21 protein-coding genes, 1 tRNA gene and 1 pseudogene are annotated in these 23,054 nt (G+C 66.1%); 9 read left to right on the forward strand and 14 right to left on the reverse strand.

All coding sequences use genetic code 11. From position 1 onward, the window contains the following. The first annotated feature begins 142 nt into the window (after nt 1–142). The 5 genes from QRM60_RS05845 to QRM60_RS05865 all read left to right on the forward strand — a co-directional run bounded on the left by QRM60_RS05845 (nt 143) and on the right by QRM60_RS05865 (nt 4,574). The gene (locus QRM60_RS05845; protein ID WP_221291060.1) at nt 143–1,735 is read left to right on the forward strand and encodes a cytochrome ubiquinol oxidase subunit I; all 1,593 of its coding nucleotides are present in this window, start codon (nt 143–145) and stop codon (nt 1,733–1,735) included. A gap of 15 nt (nt 1,736–1,750) precedes the next feature. Continuing rightward, nucleotides 1,751–2,902 carry a cytochrome d ubiquinol oxidase subunit II gene (cydB, locus tag QRM60_RS05850; RefSeq protein WP_285445782.1) on the forward strand — a complete coding sequence of 384 codons (1,152 nt, stop codon included), beginning with the start codon at nt 1,751–1,753 and terminating at the stop codon, nt 2,900–2,902. Nucleotides 2,903–2,979: 77 nt separating this feature from the next. After that, nucleotides 2,980–3,084, forward strand: a complete 105-nt coding sequence (cydX, locus tag QRM60_RS05855) for a cytochrome bd-I oxidase subunit CydX (protein WP_042599270.1) — start codon at nt 2,980–2,982, stop codon at nt 3,082–3,084. 59 nt (nt 3,085–3,143) lie between these two features. After that, a tRNA-Pro gene (locus QRM60_RS05860) sits at nt 3,144–3,220 on the forward strand. Nucleotides 3,221–3,305: 85 nt separating this feature from the next. Continuing rightward, the gene (locus tag QRM60_RS05865) at nt 3,306–4,574 is read left to right on the forward strand and encodes an MFS transporter (RefSeq protein WP_285445783.1); all 1,269 of its coding nucleotides are present in this window, start codon (nt 3,306–3,308) and stop codon (nt 4,572–4,574) included. Here QRM60_RS05865 and QRM60_RS05870 read toward each other — a convergent pair. Further along, nucleotides 4,555–6,468 carry a CocE/NonD family hydrolase gene (locus tag QRM60_RS05870; protein WP_285445784.1) on the reverse strand — a complete coding sequence of 638 codons (1,914 nt, stop codon included), beginning with the start codon at nt 6,466–6,468 and terminating at the stop codon, nt 4,555–4,557. The genes QRM60_RS05865 and QRM60_RS05870 overlap by 20 nt on opposite strands. A 330-nt stretch (nt 6,469–6,798) precedes the next feature. Here QRM60_RS05870 and QRM60_RS05875 point away from each other — a divergent pair. Continuing rightward, nucleotides 6,799–6,867: pseudogene (locus QRM60_RS05875) on the forward strand (superoxide dismutase [Mn]); the annotation flags it as partial. A gap of 45 nt (nt 6,868–6,912) precedes the next feature. Here the strand turns inward: QRM60_RS05875 and QRM60_RS05880 are convergent. The 13 genes from QRM60_RS05880 to QRM60_RS05940 form a co-directional block, all read right to left on the reverse strand. Next, nucleotides 6,913–8,157, reverse strand: a complete 1,245-nt coding sequence (locus tag QRM60_RS05880; RefSeq protein ID WP_285445785.1) for a glutamate-5-semialdehyde dehydrogenase — start codon at nt 8,155–8,157, stop codon at nt 6,913–6,915. A gap of 159 nt (nt 8,158–8,316) precedes the next feature. Further along, on the reverse strand, nt 8,317–9,471 hold the full coding sequence (gene proB / locus QRM60_RS05885; RefSeq protein WP_042599274.1) for a glutamate 5-kinase: 1,155 nt from the start codon (nt 9,469–9,471) through the stop codon (nt 8,317–8,319). A gap of 58 nt (nt 9,472–9,529) precedes the next feature. Continuing rightward, nucleotides 9,530–9,790 (reverse strand): YciI family protein, encoded by a 261-nt coding sequence (locus QRM60_RS05890; RefSeq protein ID WP_042599275.1) that lies wholly within the window; start codon nt 9,788–9,790, stop codon nt 9,530–9,532. After that, a complete protein-coding gene (locus QRM60_RS05895) occupies nt 9,790–10,194 on the reverse strand; it encodes a cupin domain-containing protein (protein ID WP_285445916.1) in 405 nt (134 codons plus the stop codon). The genes QRM60_RS05890 and QRM60_RS05895 overlap by 1 nt, the downstream gene beginning before the upstream one ends. Next, the gene (argH, locus tag QRM60_RS05900; RefSeq protein WP_285445786.1) at nt 10,194–11,489 is read right to left on the reverse strand and encodes an argininosuccinate lyase; all 1,296 of its coding nucleotides are present in this window, start codon (nt 11,487–11,489) and stop codon (nt 10,194–10,196) included. Before argH ends, QRM60_RS05895 begins: the two co-directional genes overlap by 1 nt. A gap of 75 nt (nt 11,490–11,564) precedes the next feature. After that, nucleotides 11,565–12,515, reverse strand: coding sequence for an N-acetyl-gamma-glutamyl-phosphate reductase (gene argC, locus QRM60_RS05905; RefSeq protein ID WP_076055046.1), 951 nt, complete (start codon nt 12,513–12,515; stop codon nt 11,565–11,567). Further along, nucleotides 12,512–13,123 carry a GNAT family N-acetyltransferase gene (locus QRM60_RS05910; RefSeq protein WP_019237602.1) on the reverse strand — a complete coding sequence of 204 codons (612 nt, stop codon included), beginning with the start codon at nt 13,121–13,123 and terminating at the stop codon, nt 12,512–12,514. The genes argC and QRM60_RS05910 overlap by 4 nt, the downstream gene beginning before the upstream one ends. 5 nt (nt 13,124–13,128) lie before the next feature. Next, on the reverse strand, nt 13,129–14,472 hold the full coding sequence (locus tag QRM60_RS05915; protein ID WP_014507931.1) for an acetylglutamate kinase: 1,344 nt from the start codon (nt 14,470–14,472) through the stop codon (nt 13,129–13,131). 48 nt (nt 14,473–14,520) lie between these two features. After that, a complete protein-coding gene (locus QRM60_RS05920) occupies nt 14,521–15,621 on the reverse strand; it encodes an acetylornithine deacetylase (protein ID WP_285445787.1) in 1,101 nt (366 codons plus the stop codon). A gap of 243 nt (nt 15,622–15,864) precedes the next feature. Further along, nucleotides 15,865–17,058, reverse strand: a complete 1,194-nt coding sequence (locus QRM60_RS05925; RefSeq protein ID WP_011037391.1) for an argininosuccinate synthase — start codon at nt 17,056–17,058, stop codon at nt 15,865–15,867. A gap of 30 nt (nt 17,059–17,088) precedes the next feature. Beyond that, on the reverse strand, nt 17,089–17,559 hold the full coding sequence (locus QRM60_RS05930; protein ID WP_016944481.1) for an OsmC family protein: 471 nt from the start codon (nt 17,557–17,559) through the stop codon (nt 17,089–17,091). Beyond that, complete coding sequence (locus QRM60_RS05935) at nt 17,556–18,575, reverse strand: N-acetylornithine carbamoyltransferase (RefSeq protein ID WP_225041965.1); 1,020 nt, start codon at nt 18,573–18,575, stop codon at nt 17,556–17,558. Before QRM60_RS05935 ends, QRM60_RS05930 begins: the two co-directional genes overlap by 4 nt. A gap of 309 nt (nt 18,576–18,884) precedes the next feature. Next, entirely contained in the window at nt 18,885–19,400 is a 516-nt protein-coding gene (locus QRM60_RS05940) for a hypothetical protein (RefSeq protein WP_042599283.1), read from the reverse strand. Between the two features lie 156 nt (nt 19,401–19,556). On the opposite strand from QRM60_RS05940, the gene cysS reads away from it, so the two are divergent. From cysS to QRM60_RS05955, 3 genes are all read left to right on the forward strand, one after another. Continuing rightward, nucleotides 19,557–20,924: a cysteine--tRNA ligase gene (gene cysS, locus QRM60_RS05945; RefSeq protein WP_183111174.1), complete on the forward strand. Its 1,368-nt coding sequence runs from the start codon at nt 19,557–19,559 to the stop codon at nt 20,922–20,924. Nucleotides 20,925–21,217: 293 nt separating this feature from the next. After that, on the forward strand, nt 21,218–21,655 hold the full coding sequence (locus QRM60_RS05950; RefSeq protein WP_016944485.1) for a SufE family protein: 438 nt from the start codon (nt 21,218–21,220) through the stop codon (nt 21,653–21,655). Beyond that, nucleotides 21,652–22,902, forward strand: a complete 1,251-nt coding sequence (locus tag QRM60_RS05955; RefSeq protein WP_228419295.1) for an MFS transporter — start codon at nt 21,652–21,654, stop codon at nt 22,900–22,902. The genes QRM60_RS05950 and QRM60_RS05955 overlap by 4 nt, the downstream gene beginning before the upstream one ends. Nucleotides 22,903–23,054 lie beyond the last annotated feature (152 nt).

Consider the following 23,054-nt stretch of genomic DNA (forward strand, 5'->3'; position numbering starts at 1 on the left):
GTAAGTCGCCATCCCACGGCTGCGGGTTGGACAGTCTGACGCACCCATCGGTGGCCGCCTTGATTTGGATCAACGCGCCGGGCGCGGCAGGGGCAGATCATCCGCTGTGTTCCTACTGACACTCAACCAGGTCCACCCTGCCATGATCGACTCGACAGTCGTTGAACTGTCGCGGCTGCAGTTCGCACTGACCGCGATGTACCACTTTCTCTTCGTCCCGCTGACCCTGGGGCTCTCTTTCATGATTGCCATCATGGAGAGCGTCTATGTCATGACCGGCAAGGACGTCTGGCGCCGCATGACGCTGTTCTGGGGCGTGCTGTTCGGCATCAATTTCGCCATGGGTGTCGGCACCGGCATCGTGATGGAGTTCCAGTTCGGGATGAACTGGTCGTACTACAGCCACTATGTCGGCGACATCTTCGGCGCGCCGCTGGCGATCGAAGGGCTGATGGCGTTCTTCCTGGAGGCGACCTTCATCGGCCTGTTCTTTTTCGGCTGGAGCCGGCTCTCGCGCGTGCAGCACCTCACGGTGACCTGGCTGATGGCGCTGGGCACCAACCTGTCGGCGCTGTGGATCCTGATCGCCAACGGCTGGATGCAGAACCCCACCGGTGCGGTGTTCAACCCGGACACCATGCGCATGGAGGTGGTGGACTTCATGGCGGTGCTGTTCAACCCGGTGGCGCAGGCCAAGTTCGTGCACACGGTGAGCGCGGGCTACGTCACCGGCGCGATGTTCGTGATGTCGATCAGTGCGTTGTTCCTGCTGCGCGGGACGCACCGCGAGCTGGCCCGGCGCTCATTCGCGGTGGCTGCGGCGTTCGGCCTGTTCTCGGCGTTATCGGTGGTGGTGCTCGGCGATGAGAGCGGCTATGCCGCCAACGAGCACCAGAAGATGAAGCTGGCCGCAATCGAGGCGATGTGGGAAACCGAAGCCGCACCGGCCAACTTCACCGCGTTCGGCATTCCCAACCAGACCACGCACCGCAACGATTACGCGATCCAGTTGCCCTACCTGATGGGGCTTGTGGCCACGCGCTCGCTCGACCAGCAGATCCCCGGCATCCTGGATCTGGTCAAGCGTGCCGAACACCGCATCCGCGGCGGGCAGATCGCCTACGGTGCATTGCAACGCCTGCGTGCCGACAAGCACGACGTTGAAGCACGCAAGGTGTTCGATGCGCATTGGCAGGATCTGGGACACGGGCTGCTGCTCAAGCGCTATCGCGATGACATCGGCAACGCCACGCCAGAACAGATTGCACAAGCCGCAATGGACACGGTGCCGCGCGTCTTGCCGCTGTTCTGGACGTTCCGGGTGATGGCGGCACTGGGCTTCTATCTGATCGTCTTCTTCGCCGCCGCGTTCTGGTTCTCGTGCAAGCACACTTTCGAAGACAAGCGCTGGTTCCTGACGGTGGCGCTGTGGTCGTTGCCGGCACCGTGGATCGCCATCGAATGCGGCTGGTTCGTGGCCGAGTACGGCCGCCAGCCGTGGGCGGTGGAAGGCGTGCTGCCCACGTTCTATGCCGCCTCCGGTCTTGCCCTGCATCAGATCCTGCTCTCGCTGGGCGGCTTCGTGGCGCTGTACACGGTGCTGCTGATCATCGAGATCAAGCTGATGCTCAAAGCCATCCGCAAAGGCCCGGACGCGTTCTTTCCCGCCTTGCGCGACACCACCTCCCCTGCCCCCACGCATGCCGGCGATGCGCTGGCTGGCGCTCAACCGTAACGGTCGGAGACACCCATGGATTTCATTGGATTGGACTACACAACGCTGCGCGTGATCTGGTGGCTACTGCTCGGCATCCTGCTGATCGGGTTTGCGGTCATGGACGGGTTCGACCTGGGCGTGGGTGCGCTGCTGCCATTTGTGGCGCGCACCGATGCCGAGCGCCGGCTGGTGGTCAACACCATCGGCCCGGTATGGGAAGGCAACCAGGTGTGGCTGGTGCTCGGTGGCGGGGCAATCTTCGCAGCCTGGCCGCCGCTGTATGCGGTGAGCTTTTCGGGCTTTTATCTGGCGATGTTCGTGATCCTGTTTGCGCTGATCCTGCGCCCGGTGGGTTTCAAGTACCGCGGCAAGCTGCCGGGGCAGCGCTGGCGCAGCAACTGGGACTGGGCGCTGTTTGTCGGCGGCTTCATTCCGGCGCTGATCATGGGCGTGGCGGTGGGCAACGTGGTGCTGGGTGTGCCGTTCCATTTCGACGACAGCCTGCGCGTGTTCTACACCGGCAGCTTCTTCGGGTTGTTGACGCCCTTCGCGTTGCTGGCCGGCCTGCTCAGCGTGGCGATGCTGGTGGCGCATGGCGCGGCGATGCTGGTGCTCAAGACCGACGGCCCGGTGGCCGACCGCGCGGCGCGCTACGGCAGTATTGCGGCCGTGCTCGGCGTGGCGTTGTTTGCAGGTGCCGGTGCCTGGGTGGCGTTCGGGTTGCCCGGCTATGTGGTGACCTCGGCAACGGTGACCGACGCGGCCACTGACCCGCTCGGCAAGACCGCCGCCCTCACCGCCGCCGGTGGCTGGCTGCACAACTACCGCAGCATGCCCGCCACTGCAGTTGCGCCGCTGGTCGGCCTGCTGGGATTGGCCCTCAACGCGGCGCTGCTGCGCGCACGCCGTGGCGGCCTGGCGTTAATTGCCTCGGGCAGTGCCATCGCCGGCATCATCCTGACCGTGGGTTTTGCGCTGTTTCCGTTCCTGCTGCCCTCTTCCAGCGCACCGGGCTCAAGCCTGACGCTGTGGGATGCCTCCAGCAGCCGGCTGACGCTGTGGATCATGTTGCTGGCCACTGCGGTGTTCCTGCCGATCATCATCGCCTACACCACCTGGGTCTACCGCGTGCTCAAGGGCAAGGTCACCGCCGAAGAGATGGCCGGCAATCCCAACGCGTATTGAGCGCACACCTGCGGGCGCTGCTCCACGGCGCACCAGCGCTCGCATGCCCACACTTCAACGCAACAAGGAGTACACCGATGTGGTATTTCGCATGGATTCTTGGCACCGGTCTGGCCGCACTGGCCGCCGTGCTCAACGGCATGTGGTTCGAGGCGCGCGAGCAAGACACACCGCGCCGATAAAAAAGTTATCCGCGGTGCTTGCCGATTTGGCATTCCCTATGTAACATACACGGCTCCTTCGGGGTGTAGCTCAGTCTGGTAGAGCGCTACGTTCGGGACGTAGAGGTCGCAGGTTCGAATCCTGTCTCCCCGACCAAGTTTCAAAACACACAACCGGCCTCGTGCCGGTTTTGTGTTTTCAGGCGCCGCCATAGTGCTGTGGTCGGTGCGGACGGTCTGTCATGTCTGGTGCACTTTCTGCCGTTGCCTCACCTTCCGCACAGCGACGTGGTCGCGGGGTGGTGCTGGCTGCGGCTCTGTTGTCTGCGTTCAATCTGCGCACGGCGGTGACCTCGCTGACGCCACTGCTGGAGCGCATCGCGCATGAGTACGATTTTGGTGCCCCCACGATGGGCGCGCTGGGCATGTTGCCCACTGCCGCGTTCGCGCTCACCGGCGTGGCCACGCCCGCGTTGTTGCGCCGGTTCGGGCTGCTGCAGACCGCACTGATTGCCATGGGCCTGGCCACGATCGGTTTGCTGGTGCGCCCGCTGTTGCCGGGCACCGGTGGATTGCTGCTGGGCTCGCTGGTGGCGCTGGCCGGCATGGGCGTGGGCAACGTGGTGCTGCCGCCCCTGGTGAAGCGCTATTTCGGTGACCGCGTGGGTGGCGTCAGCACGCTGTACATCACCGTGTTGCAGGTGGGCACGCTGTTGCCGGCGCTGATGGCGGTGCCGGTGGCCGATGCCTGGGGCTGGCGCAGTTCGATGATGGTGTGGATGCTGCCGGCGCTGCTGGCGTTGATCGCCTGGGCGCTGGTGCATGCGCGGCATCGCCGTCTGGCCGCGACCGGGCCGGCGCCGGTGACACCCACCCCGGAAGCGGAAGGCCGCGTGGCACGCACTGCGCTGGGCTGGAGCATGGCGCTGACCTTCGGCATGACCTCGCTGGTGACCTATTCGATGTTCACCTGGCTGCCGACGCTGTTCCGCGAGGCCGGTGCGTCGCCCGCCTTCGGCGGCACCATGGTGGCGTTGTTCTCGGCGCTGGGCATGGTTGGCGCGCTGACCATGCCCGCCCTGGCGGTGCGCCTGCGCAACCCGTTCCCGATCGTGCTGCTGTGCGCGGCCTGCCACCTGGTGGCATTCGCCGGGCTGTGGTGGGCACCGCTGGCGGCGCCGATCCTGTGGGTCACCCTGCTCGGCCTGGGGCCCAGCACGTTCCCGCTGGCACTGGTGCTGGTCAACCAGCGCAGCCGCACTGCCGCCGGCTCGGCGGCACTGTCGGGGTTTTCGCAGGGCATGGGCTACCTGGTGAGCTGCCTGGGGCCGTTCCTGTTCGGCTGGCTGCACGCCCACCGCGGCGGCTGGACCTCGCCCTTCCTGTTTCTGGTCGCGTGCATCGTGATCCAGCTGGTGGCCGCCTGGGTGGCCTGCCGCCCGCAGTGGCTGGAAGACGTGTGGGCGCCGCCGGCACGCAGCGCCCGCGGCGTCAACGCACCGGCAGACTGATGTAGCTGCCCTGCCCCGGCGCCACGTACACGCGCTGGGTCGCCTTCTGATAATCGCCGGGCTTGGCGAAGAAGACATTGGGCACGTAGGTCTGCGGGTTGCGGTCGTACAGCGGGAACAGGCTGGATTGCACCTGCACCATTACCCGGTGGCCCGGCTGGAAGGTGTGATTGGCGGTGGGCAGGCCGAACTGGAACGCCAGCGGCTGATTGGCTGCCAGCGGCGCGGGCGTGCTGAAACTTTCGCGGTAGCGGCCGCGGAAGATCGCCATCGACACCGGCAGCTCATAGCCGCCCATCTTCGGGTCGGCCGCCATCTCGTCCGGGTAGACATCGATCAGCTTGACCACCCAGTCGCTGTCGCCGCCGCTGGTGGAGGCCTGCAGATGCACATCCGGCGCGCCGGCGATCTGCAGCGGTGCGGTCAGTGGCTCGGTGACGAAGGTGAGGACGTCCGGGCGACCATCGACGAAGCGCTGGTCGTGCACCAGCCAGGTGGTCCACATGCTGCGGTCGCCGAAGTCGACCGGGCGCGGCACGAACGGCACCGGCTTGGCCGGGTCGGACACGTATTCCTCGAACGCCGGTTGCGCCGCCGTTGGCGCCTGGAACGACAGCTTGCCGCCGGCCTGCAGATACAGCGGCTTGGTCCTGGCAGCGCAGCCCTTGTCGCAACTACGTGGCCAGGCCTGCAGGCGGTCCCAATGGTTCTCGCCGGTGTTGTAGATGAACACCGGAGGCGTGGCGGCTTTCGGCGCGCCATCGACCAGGTACTGGTCGAAGAACGGGCGCAACACATCGTGGCGGAACTGCCGCGCGGTATCGCCATCGAAGTTCAACGCACCTAGCGCGCTGCCGTCGTAATTGACCTGGCTATGCCGCCACGGCCCCATCACCAGGTAGTTGAGCGTGTTGCTCTTGTCGCGCGGCTCCATCGCCGCATAACTGTGGATGGCGCCCCACATGTCTTCCTGATCCCACAGGCCCTGCAGCCACATCGTGGGCACCTTCAGCGGCGTGCGCGCCATCACCTTGTCCAGTGCCTGCTCCTGCCAGAAGCTGTCGTAGGCGGCGTGCTCGGTGAGCTTGTGCCACCACGGCAGTTGTTCCAGACCCGCCGCCTTGGCGAAGTCGCCAGCCGAGCCGGCGCGCAGGAAATTGCTGTAGTCGTCATGGCCCTGGCGCGCGATGCCGGTGCCCTTGCCGCGCTGGGTCAGCTGGCCGGTGAAGTAGTCGAAGTTCACCTGGCGGAACGCGCCGTAGTTGAACCAGTCGTCGCCCATCCAGCCGTCCACCATGGGGCTTTCCGGCACCGCGACCTTGAGCGCCGGATGCGGGTTGGTGAGTGCCATCACCACGGTAAAGCCTTCGTACGAGGAGCCGATCATGCCGACCTTGCCGTTGGACTCCTTGACGTTCTTGACCAGCCAATCGATGGTGTCCCACGCATCGGTGGCATGGTCGACCTCGCTGGGATTGAGCGGCCCGCGCAACGGCCGGGTCATCACGTAATCGCCTTCCGAGCCGTACTTGCCGCGCACGTCCTGGATCACGCGGATGTAGCCACCTTCCACGAACACATCGTCGCCCTGCGCGAGCAGGTCCTTCATGTGCGGCGACGCCATGCGCTCGGTGCGGCCACTGGCGTTGTAAGGCGTACGCGTGAGCACCATCGGTGCATTGCGTGCGCCCTTGGGGAGCACGAGCACCGTATGCAACTTGACCCCATCGCGCATCGGGATCATCACTTCACGCTTGATGTAGTCGTTGGCAGCGTCGCTTGCCACGAACGGCTTGCCGGTGATGTCCGGGGTCATCGGCGAGGTCTGCGCCAGCGCCGCGCTGGTGGCGGCGGCAACGGCGGTAGCGAGCAGGCAGGCGGCAAGACGACGCATCGACGACTCCGGAAACTGGGGGAAGTCGTCGACTGTAGGCAGCGCGGAGGCGCCGGGGGGAGTGTCAAAGGTCGTGGTTGCGTGGTGCGGCTGCATGGCGGGCGAGCAGGCTGCGCGGTTGGCGGCCTGCGCTAGGTGCGTGTTTGCGTGATGCCCGCATGGAGCGGCGTACGCAGCGCAGGCTCTCGATGCACTGCCTGCGCAGGGTGATTTCCGGTTCGACGCTCGCTTGCGGGTGACGGCCAGCGTCTCAGCGACAACGAGGAAGGACGGGCGTCACCATCGTCTGCGCCCGAGCAACGGCCCGGTGCATCGCGTAGCCCGCTGCTGACCGAGTACGCCGACCTGCCGGTTGAGGAGCTGGTCTCCAAGTTGAAGAGACTGCCGGAAAACCTGCAACCATGCCTGCACTGGCGGCCTGTGCGCCAGCACGAGGCCAAGGCGTCAGTGCCGCACCTGCCCCTCACCACGCACCACGAAGCGCTCAACGGTCAGCGCCTCCAGGCCCATCGGGCCGTACGAATGCAGGCGTGTGGTGGAGATGCCGATTTCCGCGCCCAGGCCGAGTTCGCCACCGTCGGAAAACCGCGAAGACGCGTTGACCATCACCACCGCCGAGCGCAGCGACTGCACGAACGTTTCGGCGTTGGCGGGCGTCTGCGTGGCGATCACCTCGGTGTGATCCGAGCCGTACTGACGGATATGCGCCAGCGCGGTGTCCAGATCCGGCAACACGCGGATGGCCAGGATCAGGTCCAGGAATTCGGCGGCGTAGTCGTCGTCGCTGGCCGCGGCGATCTCGGGCAGCACTGCGCGCGTTGCCGCATCGCCACGCAGCTCGACGTTGCGCGCGCGCAACGCGGCAGCGGCGGCGGGCAGAAAGCGTTCAGCGATCTCTGCATGTACCAGCAGTGTCTCCAGCGAATTGCATGCCGACGGCCGCGAGGCCTTGCCATCCACCAGCAGGCGCACCGCCAGGTCCACATCGGCCGATGCATCCACGAACAGATGGCAGACGCCCTTGTAATGCTTGATCACCGGCACGCGCGCGTGTTCGGCAACGAAGCGGATCAGGCCCTCGCCACCGCGCGGAATCGCCAGGTCGACGATGTCGCTGAGCTGCAGCAGCTCCAGCATGGTCTCGCGTCGCAAGTCTTCCACCAGCGTCAGCGCCGCTTCGGGCACGCCGGCCTCGCGCAGGGCACGCTGCAAGGCGCGCGCAATCGCGGTGTTGGAGTGAATCGCTTCGGAGCCGCCACGCAGGATCACGCCGTTACCGGCCTTGATGCACAGCGCTGCCGCATCAGCGGTCACATTCGGGCGGGCTTCGTAGATCATCGCGATCACCCCCAGCGGCACGCGCACCTTCTGCACGCGGATGCCGTTGGGGCGCACATCGTCGCGCGTGACCTGGCCCACTGGATCCGGCAGCACGGCCACCTCGCGCAACGCCGCGCCCACTGCCGACAAGCGCGCCGGCGTCAGCGTCAGGCGATCGAGCATCGCCGCACCGGTGCCCTTCTCACGCGCCGCATCCACGTCACGCTGGTTGGCCTGCAGAATCTGCGTCGCATCGGTGTCGAGCGCATCGGCCATGGCCAGCAACAAGGCCTGCTTGGCGTCTGCGGACAATTGCGACAGCACCTGCGCGGCGTCGCGGCATTGCAGGGCGAGCGATTTGATGGTCATTGGGGGGCCGGGATTCGAGAATCGGGATTGGGGATTGGGAAAACGCAGGCGACCGTTTTATCACCACAAGGGAAGCAGTCGTTGGGACACAGAGACAACGTTTGGGAGACGCACAACAGATGCTGTTGCGAATCCCCAATCCCGACTCACCAATCCCTGCTACAAAACTACCAGATCATCACGATGCACCACATTCTCGCCGTAGCTGTAGCCGAGGATCGGTTCGATCTCGCGCGAGTGGCGGCGGGCGATGCGGCGCACATCCACTGCCGAATACTGGCTCACGCCGCGTGCCAGGCAGCGGCTGCCAGTGCTGTCGCGTAGGTGGATTTCCACCATGTCGCCGCGGCGGAAATCGCCTTCGGCACCGGCCACGCCGCCGGGTAGCAGCGAGGCGCCCTTGTCGGTGAGCGCCAGTGCGGCGCCGGCATCGATCAGGATCGTGCCCGGCTCCACCGGCGCATGCCGCAGCCAGTATTTGCGCGCGGCAATGCGCGTGCGCGCGGCGTGGATACGCGTGCCGCACAGCCGGTCCTGCGCCAGCCCGCGCACCACCTCGGCACTGCGGCCGTTGAACAGATAGGTTTCGATCCCGGCCGCACCGGCCTTGGCGGCGGCTTCCAGCTTGGTGCGCATGCCGCCGGTGCCCACGCTGCTGCCGCTGCCGCCGGCCATCGCCAGCACCTCGGCGCTGAGTTCGGCCACCTCGTCGAGCGGGCGCGCCAGCGGGTTGCTGCGCGGGTCGGCGCTGTACAGGCCATCGATGTCGGTGGCGATGAACAAGGCATCGGCATCGACCAGCGCGGCCACGATCGCGGCCAGGTTGTCGTTGTCGCCGAGCTTGAGTTCGTCCACCGACACGGTGTCGTTCTCGTTGATCACCGGCAATGCGCCCAGCCGCAACAGTTCGCCCAGCGTGGCGCGCGCATTGAGGTAGCGGCGGCGGTTGCGCAGGTCGTCGTGGGTGAGCAGCACCTGCGCCACCGGGCGCTCGAAAAAGCGCTGCCACAACGCGATCAACTGCGCCTGGCCCAGCGCGGCCAGTGCCTGGCGCGCAGCGATGGCGGCGCCAGCTTCGGCTGCCTTGGGCAGGATGGCGCGCCCGGCCGCCACCGCGCCGGACGAGACGATCACTACTTCGCGCCCCGCCGCCAGATTGGCCGACACAAACTGCGCCAGGCCCAGCGCAAACCGCGGCGACAGGCCGCCGCCATCGGCCGCCAGCAGGCTGCTACCCACCTTGAGCACTGCGCGCCGCCACGGCGGCAGCACCTGCTCGGTGAATAGCGAAGTGGCGACGACCGGCTGGGTCATGACCGTGCCCTAGTGATTGCGGAAGCGATAACCACATGCGCCCCGCGGATGTGCAGCCTCACTGCGCGTTCCATTCGTACACCGTCAGCGTGGAGGCACCGCGCACGGCCAGGGGATCTTGCGCCACGATCTGCTGCGCCTGCGCCAGACCATCGACATTGATCAATACGTACGCGCCACCGCTGCCGTCGCTGAAGCCCCCGGTCAACTCCAATTGCCCGGCGGCTCGCAGCGCATCCAGAAAATCGCGATGCGGCTGCACCACATCGGCCGGGAAGTCGGGCTGGCGCATCGCCAGGACCAGATAGCGCGTGGCCATCAGTCGGCCTCCGTTGGCGCGGCGCCCGGTGCCACCACGGCGGCGGTGGCCACGGGTGTGCTCGCGGTGGTCGTAAGCTCGGCCTTGCCATGCGGCGTGGAAATCACCAGAAACCGCGCCTGCTCGTCGGACAGGTTGTGCATCTGATGGGTCGAGCCGGGCGTCACATGCAGGCCCTGGCCCACCTTGAGCACGTGCTGCTCGCCATCCACCTGCAACATCACCTCGCCGGCGAGCACATAGAAAAAATGCCGTGCACGGCTATGCCGGTGGCATTGCTCCATCTCGCCGGGCGGCATGTGCTCTTCGAGCACGCTCAGCCCCGGGTCGCGCAGCAGGTGCCAGCCATCGCAGGCCTCGCCCCAGGGATAGTGCTCGGCGGTGTCGGCACTGAGGGTGGGGATCACTGCAGCGCCTGCCAGCGGGCGCGCAGCACATCCAGCTGCAGATCGGCCGCCGCACCGGGCGACACGCGTGCGGCCAGGCTGGCTTCCGGTGTGCGTCCCTGCCCTGCGCTGTCAGACGCGGCGGCGGCGGCCTTGTAGGCATCGCGGAACGGCACCCCGGCCACGGCGGCTTCCACCGCGACATCGGTGGCGTACATGCCCGAATCGATCGCCGCGCGTAGCTTGTCTGGCCGCCATTCCAGGTTGGCCAGCAAGGCCGGCAACAGCTCCAGCGCGGCCAGGCCGCGCGCAAAGCCGTGCACGATCGCGCCCTTGCTGCTCTGCAGATCGCGGTGGTAGCCGGACGGCAGCGACAGCAGCTGTTCGATCTCGGTGCGCGCCGCTGCCACGCTGGCGTGGGTGGCGCGCATCAGTTCGATGACATCGGGGTTGCGCTTGTTCGGCATGATCGAACTGCCGGTGGTGTACTGCGCCGGCAGCGCGACAAAGGCGAACTCGCCGCTGGTGAACAACGACAGATCCCAGGCAATCCGGCGCAGGTCCAGCGTTGCGCCACCCAGCGCTTCCAGTGCAGCCAGCTCGAACTTGCCGCGCGAGAGCTGTGCGTAGATGGGCGAGACCTGCAGGCGCGCGAAGCCAAGTTCGGCGGTGGTGTGCGCACGGTCCAGCGGCAGATTGACGCCGTAACCGGCCGCGGTGCCCAGCGGGTTGGTGTCTACCAGCTTGAAGGTGTCGTTGGCGCGCACGGCGTTGTCGATGAAGGCCTCGGCCCACCCTGCCCACCACATGCCGGCCGAGGACACCACAGCACGCTGGATATGCGTGTAGCCGGGCACCGGTAGCTCGGCTTCTGCCTGTGCGCGGTCCAGCGCCACTTTTGCCACCTCGGTGCTGAGCGCGGCCACGCGCTGCAGCTTGTCCTTCAACCATAGCCGCGTGGCCACCAGGATCTGGTCGTTGCGGCTGCGGCCGGTGTGGATCTTGCGGCCGGCATCGCCCAGGCGTTCGGTCAGCCGCGCTTCGATGGCCGAATGGCAATCCTCGTACTGCGCATCGAGCACGAACGCGCCGCTACGGAAGTCGCCGGCCAGCAGATCCAGCTGCTCGCTCAGCCCGCCCAGTTCCTCCAGCGACAGGATGCCGATGTGCTGCAGCCCCTGCGCATGCGCCTTGCTGGCCGCGATGTCGTACAGGAAGAACTCGCGGTCCAGGATGACGTCATCGCCGGCCAGGAAGGTCTGGATCTTGGCGTCCACCGCCACGCCGGGTTTTTGCCACAACAGATTGGTCATCGGAAAGCGTCTCGAAATAAGTCGTCCAATTGAATCCCCGCAGATGGATGTGCGGGCTTGTGCGAGGGACGCGCATCAGCCAATTGCGGTCAATTCGTCCCAGCCCAGCGCCAGGTTGAGGTTCTGCATGGCCTGCGTGGCCGCACCCTTGAGCAGGTTGTCCAGCGTTGCCACCACCACCACGCGCTTGTTGCCCGGTGCCATGGTGAACCCACCGATCTGCACGCCATGGGTGCCGGCGATGCGGCTTACCCACGGCGCCTCGTCCACGATCTCGATCAAGGGCTCATGCGCATACCGCTCCAGGTAGCGCGCGTGGATCTGCTCGCGCGTCAACGGCTGCTGCAGCCACAGGTTCACGGTCATGGTAATGCCGCGGAAATGCGGCGCCACATGCGGCATGAATTCCACCGGCACGCCGAGCTGCGCGGAGACTTCGCGCTCGTGCATGTGGTTGGTCAGCGCGTATGGCATCAGGTTGTCGGCCAGCAACGCGGGATTGTTCTTGTCTGAAGGCGTGGTGCCCGCACCGGAATAGCCGGAAACGCCAAAGCACTGCGGCGGCCCTGCCAGTTGCTCGCGCAGCGGCGTGATCGCCAGCTGCATGGCCGTGGCATAGCAGCCGGGATTGCTGATGCGGCGCTGCCCGGCGTAGGTGTGGCGGGTGAGCTCCGGCAAGCCGTAATACCAGGCCGGATCGAAGCGGTAGTCGGCCGACAGGTCGATCAGCAGCGTCTGCGGCCGGCTGGCATCGATGGCCGCCACGAAGGGCTCGGCCTTGCCGTTGGGCAATGCCAGGATCACCACGTCCGCGGCCTTGGCCGCCACCGCGTCGGCGTCCAGGCTTTCATAGCGCAGCTCGCCCTGATAGCCGTCGCTGTGCTCGGCCACGCGCTGGCCGGCAAGCTCGCGCGAGGACACGAACACCAGCTGCAACTGCGGGTGCGCGGCAATCAGCTTGATCAGCTCCGCGCCGGTATGGCCGCGTGCGCCCACAATGCCGATGGTGGTTGGTTGAACAGTCATGCGTGTGCGTCCAGGCGGAACTGCAGGTGGCGTTTCACCCCGGCCCATTCCGCATTGATGATGGAGAACACCACGGTGTCGCGTGGCGTGCCGTCGGCGTGGCGCGTGTGATTGCGCAGCACCCCGTCCTGCTTTGCACCCAGCCGCGCGATGGCCGCGCGCGAGGTGTGATTGAACCAGCTGGTCTCGAACACCACGCTCAGGCAGCCGAGCGTTTCAAAGGCATGCCCAAGCAGCAGACGCTTTGCCTCGGTATTGAGGCCGGTGCGCTGCACGCGCGGCGCGTACCAGGTGTAGCCGATCGACAGCTTCGGCACCGATGCATCCAGTGCGTAGTAGCGCGTGCTGCCGGCGATCTCGCCCGCCGCATCGCGCACCACAAAGGGCAGCGCAGTGCCGTCCGCCTGCGCGGCCAACGCGGCGGCGATGTAGTCATCGACTTGCGCAGCACCGGGCACGCTGGTGTACCACAGGCGCGACAACGCACCATCGGCCACTGCCGCACGCAAGCCATCGGCGTGGGCAGCGCGCAGTGGCTCCAGCGTGACGTGCTGGCCGCGCAAGGTGGGCACCTCGCGCCAAAGCGTTTGCGATGCGGCGGCCGTCATTGCACTCACCCCAGCAAGGTGGGTTGACGCGTCGCGCAATGCGCCACGCAGTGCTGGATCTGCTCGAAGTTTTCCAGCCCGTACCAGAACACCTTCCACTTTTCCTGCTTGATGCAGCCGTCGGATTCGGCGTAGTAGAAAATGTTGACCTGGTTATTGTGACGCGAGCGCCAGAACAGCTGCGGGGTTTCTTCGCGCATCACGTTCCAGACCGCACGGCCCAGGCCTTCGCCCTGCGCGTCGTCGAGCACGGCGAACTTGTCCAGATAGGTCAAGGTGCCCTCGCCCAGCATGCCTTCATCGGTAAGGATCACCGCCGCGCGGTAGTTCTCGCTGACGTAGGCACGCAGCAGCTTGGTGTTGCTGAAATAGTCCGGCACCAACGTGCGGCCGAAGCTGGATTCGATCAGGGACGTCAGCCGCGGCAGGTCCAGCGCGTCCCACGAGGTCGCGCGCAGTACGCGCTCGCCACGCCGCACCAGCGTGCCGGAACCCTTGTGGGTGAACAGTTCTTTGGCCAGATCCGCCGGCCGGGTGATCGATACCGACGACTCCAGCGGCAGCCGATCGAGCAGATCCTTGATCTGCTCGATCTTCACCCGCATGCCGCCGTTGATCCACGGCTGCTGCATCAGATGGTCGTATTCGGTGGACAGGTTGATCGAGTCGATCAGCTTGCCATCGGCATCCAGCAGACCGCCGGTGCCGGTGAGGAAGATGATCTTGTACGGCTGCAGTTCCTGCACCAGTTCGTTGGCGGCAAAATCGGCGTTGACGTTGAGGATCTGCCCGCTCGGGGTTTCGCCCAGGCTGGTGATCACCGGGATCGAACCGGCCTGCAGGCTGGCCTCGATCGGCGCAAGATTCACTGCCTTGACCTCGCCGACCAGGCCGTAGGTATCGCGATCCAGATATTCGGCTTCAAAGACGCCGCCGGTGATCGAAGTCGCACGCGCGCCGTTCTGCTGCAGCGCTTCCACCAGCTTGAGGTTGGAGGCCTGAAACACCTTGCGCACAATTGCCAGGGCTTCCGGCGAGGTCACGCGCAGGCCGTTGACGGTCTGCTTTTCGATGCCAGCGGCCGATAGTTCGGCATCCAGCTGCGGGCCCGCGCCGTGCAGCACGATCGGGGTGAGCCCTACTTCCTGCAGGAACGACAACGACGAGGTCAGCGCCTCCAGGTCGTCGCGCAACACCGCGCCGCCCACCTTGACCACCGCAAAGCGCTTGGCGTCCAGCTGCGAGAAACGCTTCAGGTACTGGCTGATCTCCTTCGCGCTGGCCATGCTCGAAAGCAGGCGCACGATGGTCTGGCGGGTCTGTTTGTGGGGCTGTGCTGGAAGGGACATTGCGGTGATCGTTGGGAGGAATGGCCGCGCCAGGCGCGGAATGCAGGCTCAGGGCGAGCCGTTGATGATGCGGTTGACCGACTCGGCGTAGCGCTGCAACTGCGCCAGCGTCACGAACTCGTCGGCGGTGTGCGCCTGGGCAATATCGCCCGGGCCATAAACCAGTGCGGTGTAGCCGCCGGCCGAAAACAGCGAGGCCTCGGTCCAGAAGTCCACAGCATTGCCGATTGGCAGGTCCAGCGCGTCGGCCACATCGCGCGCCGCCAGGCGACGCTCTTCGGCACGTGCGATGTCGCCCGATGGCAGGCTGGGGCCGCGAAAGGTTTCTTCGAAATGCGCCGCAGCCGGATCGGCAAACCCGGCAAAAGTCGCCAGCAGGCCATCCACATCCATGGACGGCAGCGGCCGGAAGCCAAAGCGCAGCTCGGCCGCCGGCGCGATCATGTTGGCCTTGATGCCGCCGTCGACGCGGCCGATGTTGAAACGCAAACCGGTCAGCCCGCCGAAACGCGCGTGCGCCAGCGACTCGACATGATCCAGCGCCTTGCCGCCCCAGCGCGTCGCCTGATGCAGCGCGCTGGCAGCCGGATCCTGCTTGCCGGACGCGTGCCCGGCGCGGCCAGCAAAGCGCATCAGCACCGAGCTGATGCCGCGATGCGCCAGCACCGCCTCGCCCATGGTCGGCTCGGCCACCAGCACGGCGTCATACGCCAAGCCACGCGCCAGAAACGCCGCGATGCAGCGCGGGTCATTGGCTTCTTCGTCGGACGAAAACAGAAACGCCGCATCGCCATCGCCGGCGTTGGCGGCCGCCAACAACGCCGCCGCCGCGCCCTTGATGTCGCAAACCCCCAGGCCGATCACCCGGTCCTCGGTGCGCCGCATCACGTGCGGATCGGCGCTCCAATGCGGCGAATCCGGCACTGTGTCCAGATGCACATTGAACAGGTACTTCGGCGTGCCACGCACCGCGTACAGGCTCACCGCCCCATCGCCATGATCGATCACTTCGACCTGGAAACCGGGCAACTGCGCACGCAGATAATCGAAGATGCCACCTTCGGCAGCGATCGCACGCGGCGGATTGCGGGTGTCGAAGGACACCAGCGTTTCCAGGTGTTCGAGGGTGGCGGCGAGTAGATCGGTCATGTCGGTTTGATCAATGGTCTGAAGCGGCGGCTGGATGAAAGTGTGCAAAGCACGGAGGCGCGCAAACGACTGGTAAATCTCATCGAAGCGCTTCCTTCTTCCTCCGGGAGAAGTTGCCCCAAAGGGGCGGATGAGGGTACGGGCGAAGCCTAGTGCACTGAACATCGCGAGAGCTTTGCCCGTACCCTCACCCCCAACCCCTCTCCCGAGGGGAGAGGGGCTTTGCCTAAGTGCCGAGAAACCTCAGCGATTCACCTGCGCGTACAGCGTGGAGCTCATACCGAACAGCTTGATGAACCCCTCGGCCTCTTCCACGCCCCAGTCAGCCGACTGCGCGTAGGTCGCGCCCTTGGCGTTGAGCAGGTGCGGCGAACGCACCGCCACCGCATCGACGCGGCCACCGCGGGTTTCCAGCGTCACTTCGCCATTGACCTTGGACTGCGACGACTTCAGGAACGCCTCGATATCGGTCTTGAGCGGGTCGTGATAGAAGCCCTCGTACACCAGCTCCACCCACTTGCGCGCCACGTCCGGCTTGAAGCGGTTCTGCTGCTTGGTCAGCACCGCATCTTCCAGTGCACGGTGCGCGGTGAGCAGCGAGATCAGGCCCGGCGCTTCGAACACGATGCGGCCCTTCAGGCCGATCACGGTGTCGCCGGTGTACACACCACGGCCCACGCCGTACTGCGCGAACAAGGTATTGAGCTTGGCCAGGATCTGCGCACCTGGCAGGGCCTTGCCGTCCAGCGCCACGGCCTCGCCTTCGACAAACTTCAGCGTCACCGTCAACGCTTCGGTCGGCCACGCGCTGCGCGGTGCACACCAGCCGCGTGCGCCTTCGCCCGGTGCTTCCCAGCGATCGATCTCGCCGCCAGACATGGTCACGCCCAGCAGGTTCTCGTTGATGGTGTAGGCCTTCTGCTTGGCACGCACGCCGAAGCCGCGCTCTTCCAGGTACTTCTGTTCGTAAGCGCGGGTCTGGGTGTGTTCTTTCTGGATCTCGCGAATCGGCGCCACAATCTGGTAGTCGCCCAACGCCTTTACCGCCAGGTCGAAACGCACCTGATCGTTGCCCATGCCGGTGCAGCCGTGCGCGATGATCCGCGTGCCCAGCTCTTCGGCGCGCTTGAGCGCGGCATCGACGATCAGGTAACGGTCGGACACCAGCAACGGGTACTGGCCCTGGTAGCCCTCGCCGGCCCACACGAACGGCTTGACGAAGCCTTCCCAGATCGCCGGGCCGCCATCGACGGTGACATGGCTGGCTGCGCCCAGCTCGGCGGCGCGCTTCTCGATGAAATCGCGTTCTTCGGCATCCACACCGCCGGTATCGGCGAACACGGTGTGCACGGCATAGCCGCGCTCCTGCAGGTACGGAATGCAGAAGCTGGTGTCGAGGCCACCGGAGAAAGCGAGGACGATATCTTTGCTGCTCATGACGAAGTTCCTGGGGGCAAGGGAGAAAAGTTAGTCCGTCACCACGATGCGCGGTTCGCAGCGCACCGGGAAGTTGACCGAATTGGCGATGAAACAAGCTTGATGCGCGAGATGATGCAGGGCGTCGGCAGTCGCGGGGTCGCCCGCGGAAATGGTCACCGTGGGCTTGAGCACCACCTCGCTGAAACGGCCGCTGTCGGCGTCGGTGAACATGCTGCCGATCGCATCGTCCACATAGCCGCGCACTACGATGCCGGACTCGGCAGCCAGGTGCAGGTACCACAGCATGTGGCAGGCCGACAGCGACGACACCAGCAGGTCCTCGGGATTGTGCAGCCCCGCGTCGCCGCGAAACAGCGGATCCGAGGACCCGACGATCGGCGGCTTGCCGGCGATGGCAATCTCGTGCTCGCGGCCGTAACTGCGATAGCTGTGCGTGCCCTGCCCGCGGTCACCGGTCCAGGTGACACGGGCGGCATAACGATGCGTGTGGTGGCTCACGGGCGGTTCTGACCCACCAGCGCTGCCATGATCGCCTTCTGCACATGCAGGCGGTTTTCCGCCTCGTCGATGGCGATGCAGTTGGGCGAATCCATCACCGCATCGGTGGCCTTGACGTTGCGACGCAGCGGCAGGCAATGCGAGAACACGCCGTTGTTGGTCAGCGCCATCTTGCGTTCGTCGACGATGAAGTGCTGGTACTGGTCACGGATCGGCTTTTCCGGCTCCCAGTTGCCGAAGAACGGCAACGCGCCCCAGCTCTTGGCGTACACCACATCGGCGCCGGCATAGGCACTGTCGATGTCGTGGCTGACCTGCAGCGAGCCACCGCTCTCTGCCACGTTCTGCGCCGCCCAGTCCATGTAACGCTCGTCCAGGATGTAGTCCGGGGTCGGGCACAGCAGGGTCACGTCCATGCCCATGCGCGTGGCGATGGTCAGTGCCGAATTGGCTACCGCGGTGTTCAACGGCTTGGGGTGGTAGGTCCAGGTCAACACGTACTTCTTGCCGCGCAGGTCCTGGGTGCCGAAATGCTCCTGCAGCGCCAGCGCGTGCGCCAGCTCCTGGCACGGGTGGGTGATGGTCTCCATGTTGATCACCGGCACCGGCGAATACTTGGCAAAGCTCTTGAGCACCTGGTCTTCGCGGTCCTTGGACCAGTCGACGAACTTCGGGAACGCACGCACGCCGATCAGGTCGACATACCGGCCCAGCACGCGCGCCACCTCGGCGATGTGCTCCTCGGTTTCGCCGTCCATCACCGTGCCCAGGTTGAATTCGATCGGCCACGCATCCTTGCCCGGCTGCAGCACCACCGCATGCCCACCCAGCTGGAACGCGCCCAGCTCGAAGCTGGTGCGGGTCCGCATGGACGGGTTGAAGAACACCAGCGCGATCGACTTGCCCTTCAGCTCGCTTCCCAGCTTGTTGCGTTTGAACAACGCGGCCTGGGTCAACAGCGCATCCAGTTCGGCGCGGCTCCAGTCCTGGGTGTTCAAGAAGTGCTTCAGTGACATCGATCGATCCTTTGCTGCGTACTTCTGCTGCGTGGTCCGCCGCGAGCGACGGGTTGCGCGGAATGCGCGGTTCTTGCGAGTGAAACTTTTCCCGGGCCCGAAACGAAAAAACCCAGCCGCGGGCTGGGTTTTCGAAACAGGCAGCAAAACGCTCCGGTTACCCAGCGAAAATGTGGGATTCCGGTCGGCGGGCACGCGACGTCATGCCGGAGGCCATCCGGGCGGCACTGGTGTCGTGCTGAAAGGCGTTTGCGTGCATAGGGCGCGAATCCTCGCATGCATGCGGGCACGGCGCAACCGCTGCGGGCCTCATCGCGGCGGCGCGACGATGGCGTCGGGAATGTACGGGGTCACCGAGACCCGGATCCGCAGCCGGTTGCCCGGGTCTTCCGGCAGCCGGGAACGGTATTTGGTGCCCTTGTAGACGTAGTCCACGTCGAAGGCGATCGGCCGGCGGAACTCGCGCGGCACCTCCACCACCTTGCAGTTGCGCCGCGTGCTGGTCGGCGGCACCGCCGCCGGAGCGGCCGGCTCGGGCTGGCGCGAGAACATTTCCTTGACCGAATCCATCATCCGGTTGATGCGGCCTTCGCCGGACTCGACGGGCGCGGCAGCCACCGCAGCGGCCTGCTCGGCCTCGCACTGCTCTTCGATGCGGGTGGCGCGCAAGGTCTGGTAGACCGGCTCCACGTTGAGCACCTGGGCATAGTCCAGCTTGACGTTTTCGATCACGACTACCCGGTTTTTCACGTCGGGTTCTGCCGCCTGCACCGGCAATGCCTGCCAGGCCAGCACACACAGCATGGAGAACGGGAGAAGTCGCATCAGGACCAAGGAGGCGGAGCAGAGCAATACGTAAGTGTATGGAGCTTGCGAGACCTTGGGCTGAACGCAGCCCATCCGGTTGCCATCGCTTGTCTGCCGGTTCGCCGCATCGCCGCGACCGGCTAGAATCGCCCAGTTACCCTCGCCAAGATGCCGATGAGCCTGCGCCTGCACAACAATCTGACGCGGCGGGTCGAGCCGTTCGCACCGCTCGATCCGTCCAGCCCCACCCTGTATGTGTGCGGGCCCACGGTCTACAACTATGCGCATATCGGCAATGCGCGTGGCCCGGTGGTGTTCGATGTGCTGGCGGCGCTGCTGCGCCGGCGCTATGGCGCGCTGCGCTACGCGCGCAACATCACCGACGTGGACGACAAGATCAACGCCGCCGCCCAGGCGCAGGGCGTGCCGATCTCCACCATCACTGACCGCTTCGCGGCGATCTACCGCCAGGACATGGCCGCGCTCGGTGTGGTGCCGCCGGATATCGAGCCGGAGGCCACCGCGCACATCCCGCAGATCGTGGCGATGATCGAACAGCTGATCGCCAGCGGGCATGCCTATGCCGCCGAAGGCCATGTGCTGTTCGCGGTGGCCAGCTTCGCCGACTACGGCAAGCTGTCACGCCGCGATCCCGATGAAATGCTGGCCGGCGCACGCGTCGATGTGGCGCCCTACAAGCGCGATCCCGGCGACTTCGTGCTGTGGAAGCCTTCCAGCGACGACCTGCCGGGCTGGGACTCGCCGTGGGGCCGCGGCCGCCCCGGCTGGCATATCGAATGCTCGGCAATGGCCGCCGCGCACCTCGGGCCGACCATCGACATCCACGCCGGCGGCGTGGACCTGCAGTTCCCGCATCACGAAAACGAGATTGCGCAGAGCGAGTGCGCCCACGGCGGCGCCGTTTTCGCGCGGTTCTGGTTGCATAACGGCATGCTCAACTTCAGCGGCGCCAAGATGAGCAAGTCGCTGGGCAACATCGAAACCGTGCACGACCTGATCGCCAAGCACCCGCCCGAAGCGCTGCGCTATGCGTTGCTGAGCGCGCACTACCGGCAACCGCTGGACTGGTCAGACGGCTTGATCGAACAGGCCAAGAACACCCTGGACCGGCTGTACGGCACGCTGCGCGACCTGCATGACGTGGCCGCAAGCGCGGTGATCCCCGCACCGGTCGAGGCCGCGCTGGACGACGACCTCAACACGCCGCAGGCGCTGGCCGAAGTGGCGCGCATCGCCGGCGAGGCACGCAAGGCCAATGACGCCGCCGACCGGGCCCGCTTGAAGGCCGAGCTGCTCGGTGCGGGCCTCGCGCTAGGGCTGCTGCAGCAGGAGCCTGCCGCGTGGTTTTCGCGTGGCGCCGACGCCGGCGACGATGCCCGTATCGCCGCCCTGGTCGACGAACGCAGCGCAGCGAAAAAAGCTAAGGATTTCGCCCGCGCCGATGCCATCCGCCAGCAGCTGGCCGACGAAGGCATCGTGCTGGAAGACACTGCACAGGGCGTGCGCTGGAAGCGTGCATGATTTTATTCCCTTCTCCCTTCGGGAGAAGGTGCCCCGCAGGGGCGGATGAGGGTGCGAGCGAAGCCACGTGCATCGATTTTTTTGAGGTAAGCGCGAAGCCACCCGCATCGAACTCCAGCGGAGCTTCGCCCGTACCCTCACCCCAACCCCCGCTCCGCGCCCCGGCCCGCGCGGGCGGCGCGGGCGCTCCAAGGCCCGCGCGCCAGTGGCGCGCAACCCGTGCCTTCTCGCCCCGGAGGGAGAGGGGCTTTGACCGAACTACCCTGGATTTTGCGAATGATTCTGGAGTTTTGATGACCACCACCCCCTTCCCGCTAGAACCCACCGCCGTCGAAGCGCAAGCCACCATCGCCGAGGAGTTTTCCTTCTTCGGCGACTGGTCCGAGCGCTACCAGTACCTGATCGACCTGGGCCGCAAGCTGCCCACCTTCCCGGAACAGTGGAAGAGCGAAGAACACCGCCTGCACGGCTGCCAGTCGATGGTGTGGATCGTGCCGGAGGGCAACGCCGAGCGCCTGGACTTCCACGCGGTCAGCGATTCGGCCATCGTCTCCGGCCTGATCTACCTGGCGCTGCGCGTTTACTCGGGCCGTAGCGCGCAGGAGATCCTGGCGACCGAGCCGGACTACATCGCCGGGATCGGCCTGGCCAAGCACCTCTCACCGACCCGCAGCAATGGCGTGGCCGCGATGCTGGCCTTCATCCGCGACACCGCCCGCGCACAGCAGTGAGCACGCCCACGCCGTCACCGGCAGCCTCGCTGCGCACGCTGCTGACCTACCCCGGTTTCGGGTTGATCCTGCTGTACCGCGTCAGCGCGATGCTGTCCTACCAGATCGTTGCGGTGACGGTGGGCTGGCACATCTACGAGATCACCCGCAGTCCGCTGTCGCTGGGATTGATCGGGCTGGCAGAAATCCTGCCGTTCTTCTGCATCGCGCCGTTCGCCGGGTACCTGGTCGACCATCTGCCGCGGCGCCGGCTCGGCATGATGGCCGCGCTGGGCCTGGTGGCCACCGCCCTGATCCTGATGGCGATCACGCATGGCTGGGTACCGGTCAACGGCGTGTGGCCGATCTATGCGGCCATCGCGCTGACCGGCGCCGCGCGCTCGTTCCTGTCGCCGGTGTACAACGCCTTGTTCGCACGCGCCCTGCCGCGCGAGGCCTTCGCGCGTGGCGCCAGCATCGGCAGCGTGACCTTCCAGGCCGGCATGGTGATCGGCCCGGCGCTGGGCGGCGTGCTAGTCGCCTGGGGTGGCAAGGGCCTGGCCTATGGCGTAGCGGCAAGCGTAGCGCTGGTGGCCATCCTGGCGCTGTTCCTGCTGCGCGTGACCGAGCCCGTCAACGCAGGCCCGCGTGCGCCGATCTTCCGCAGCATTGCCGAAGGCGCGCAGTTCGTGCTGTCCAACCAGATCATGCTCGGCGCGATGGCGCTGGACATGTTCTCGGTGCTGCTCGGCGGTGCGGTGTCGATGCTGCCGGCCTTCATCCACGACATCCTGCACTACGGGCCGGAAGGGCTGGGCATCCTGCGCGGCGCACCTGCGCTGGGCTCGATCCTGGTCGGCGTATGGCTGGCGCGGCACCCGCTGCAGCGCAACGCCGGGCGCATCCTGCTGCTGTCGGTGGCCGGGTTCGGGCTGTGCACGATCGCCTTCGGCCTGTCGCGCCACTTCTGGTTATCGGCGGCGATCCTGCTGGCCTACGGCATGTGCGACGGCGTGTCGGTGGTGGTGCGGCAAACCATCCTGCAGCTCGCCACACCGGACGCGATGCGCGGCCGGGTGTCCTCGATCAACGGCATCTTTATCGGCTCGTCCAACGAGCTGGGCGCGTTCTACGACGGGGTGATGGCGCGACTGGTCGGCCTGGTGCCGGCGGTGGTGATCGGTGGCTGCGTGACCCTGGGCGTGGTGGCGACCACTGCGTGGAAGGCCCCGAAACTGCGCAAGCTGGATGTGCGCGATCTGCAGTAGCCGCTATATGCAGCGTGGTCGATTTTGCGTGCGCCTGCGCGCGAAATGGTGGCGCAGATACGACCGTGTGAACAGCCGCTACTAGCAACGCGTGACGCCGCTACCGTCGTATAGGCAGGCCCCCAGGAACATCGCTTGGCGCGGGACTACCG

The organism is Xanthomonas sp. fls2-241-TYG-148 (genome assembly GCF_030208815.1).
In the GTDB taxonomy this organism is placed as follows: domain Bacteria; phylum Pseudomonadota; class Gammaproteobacteria; order Xanthomonadales; family Xanthomonadaceae; genus Xanthomonas; species Xanthomonas campestris.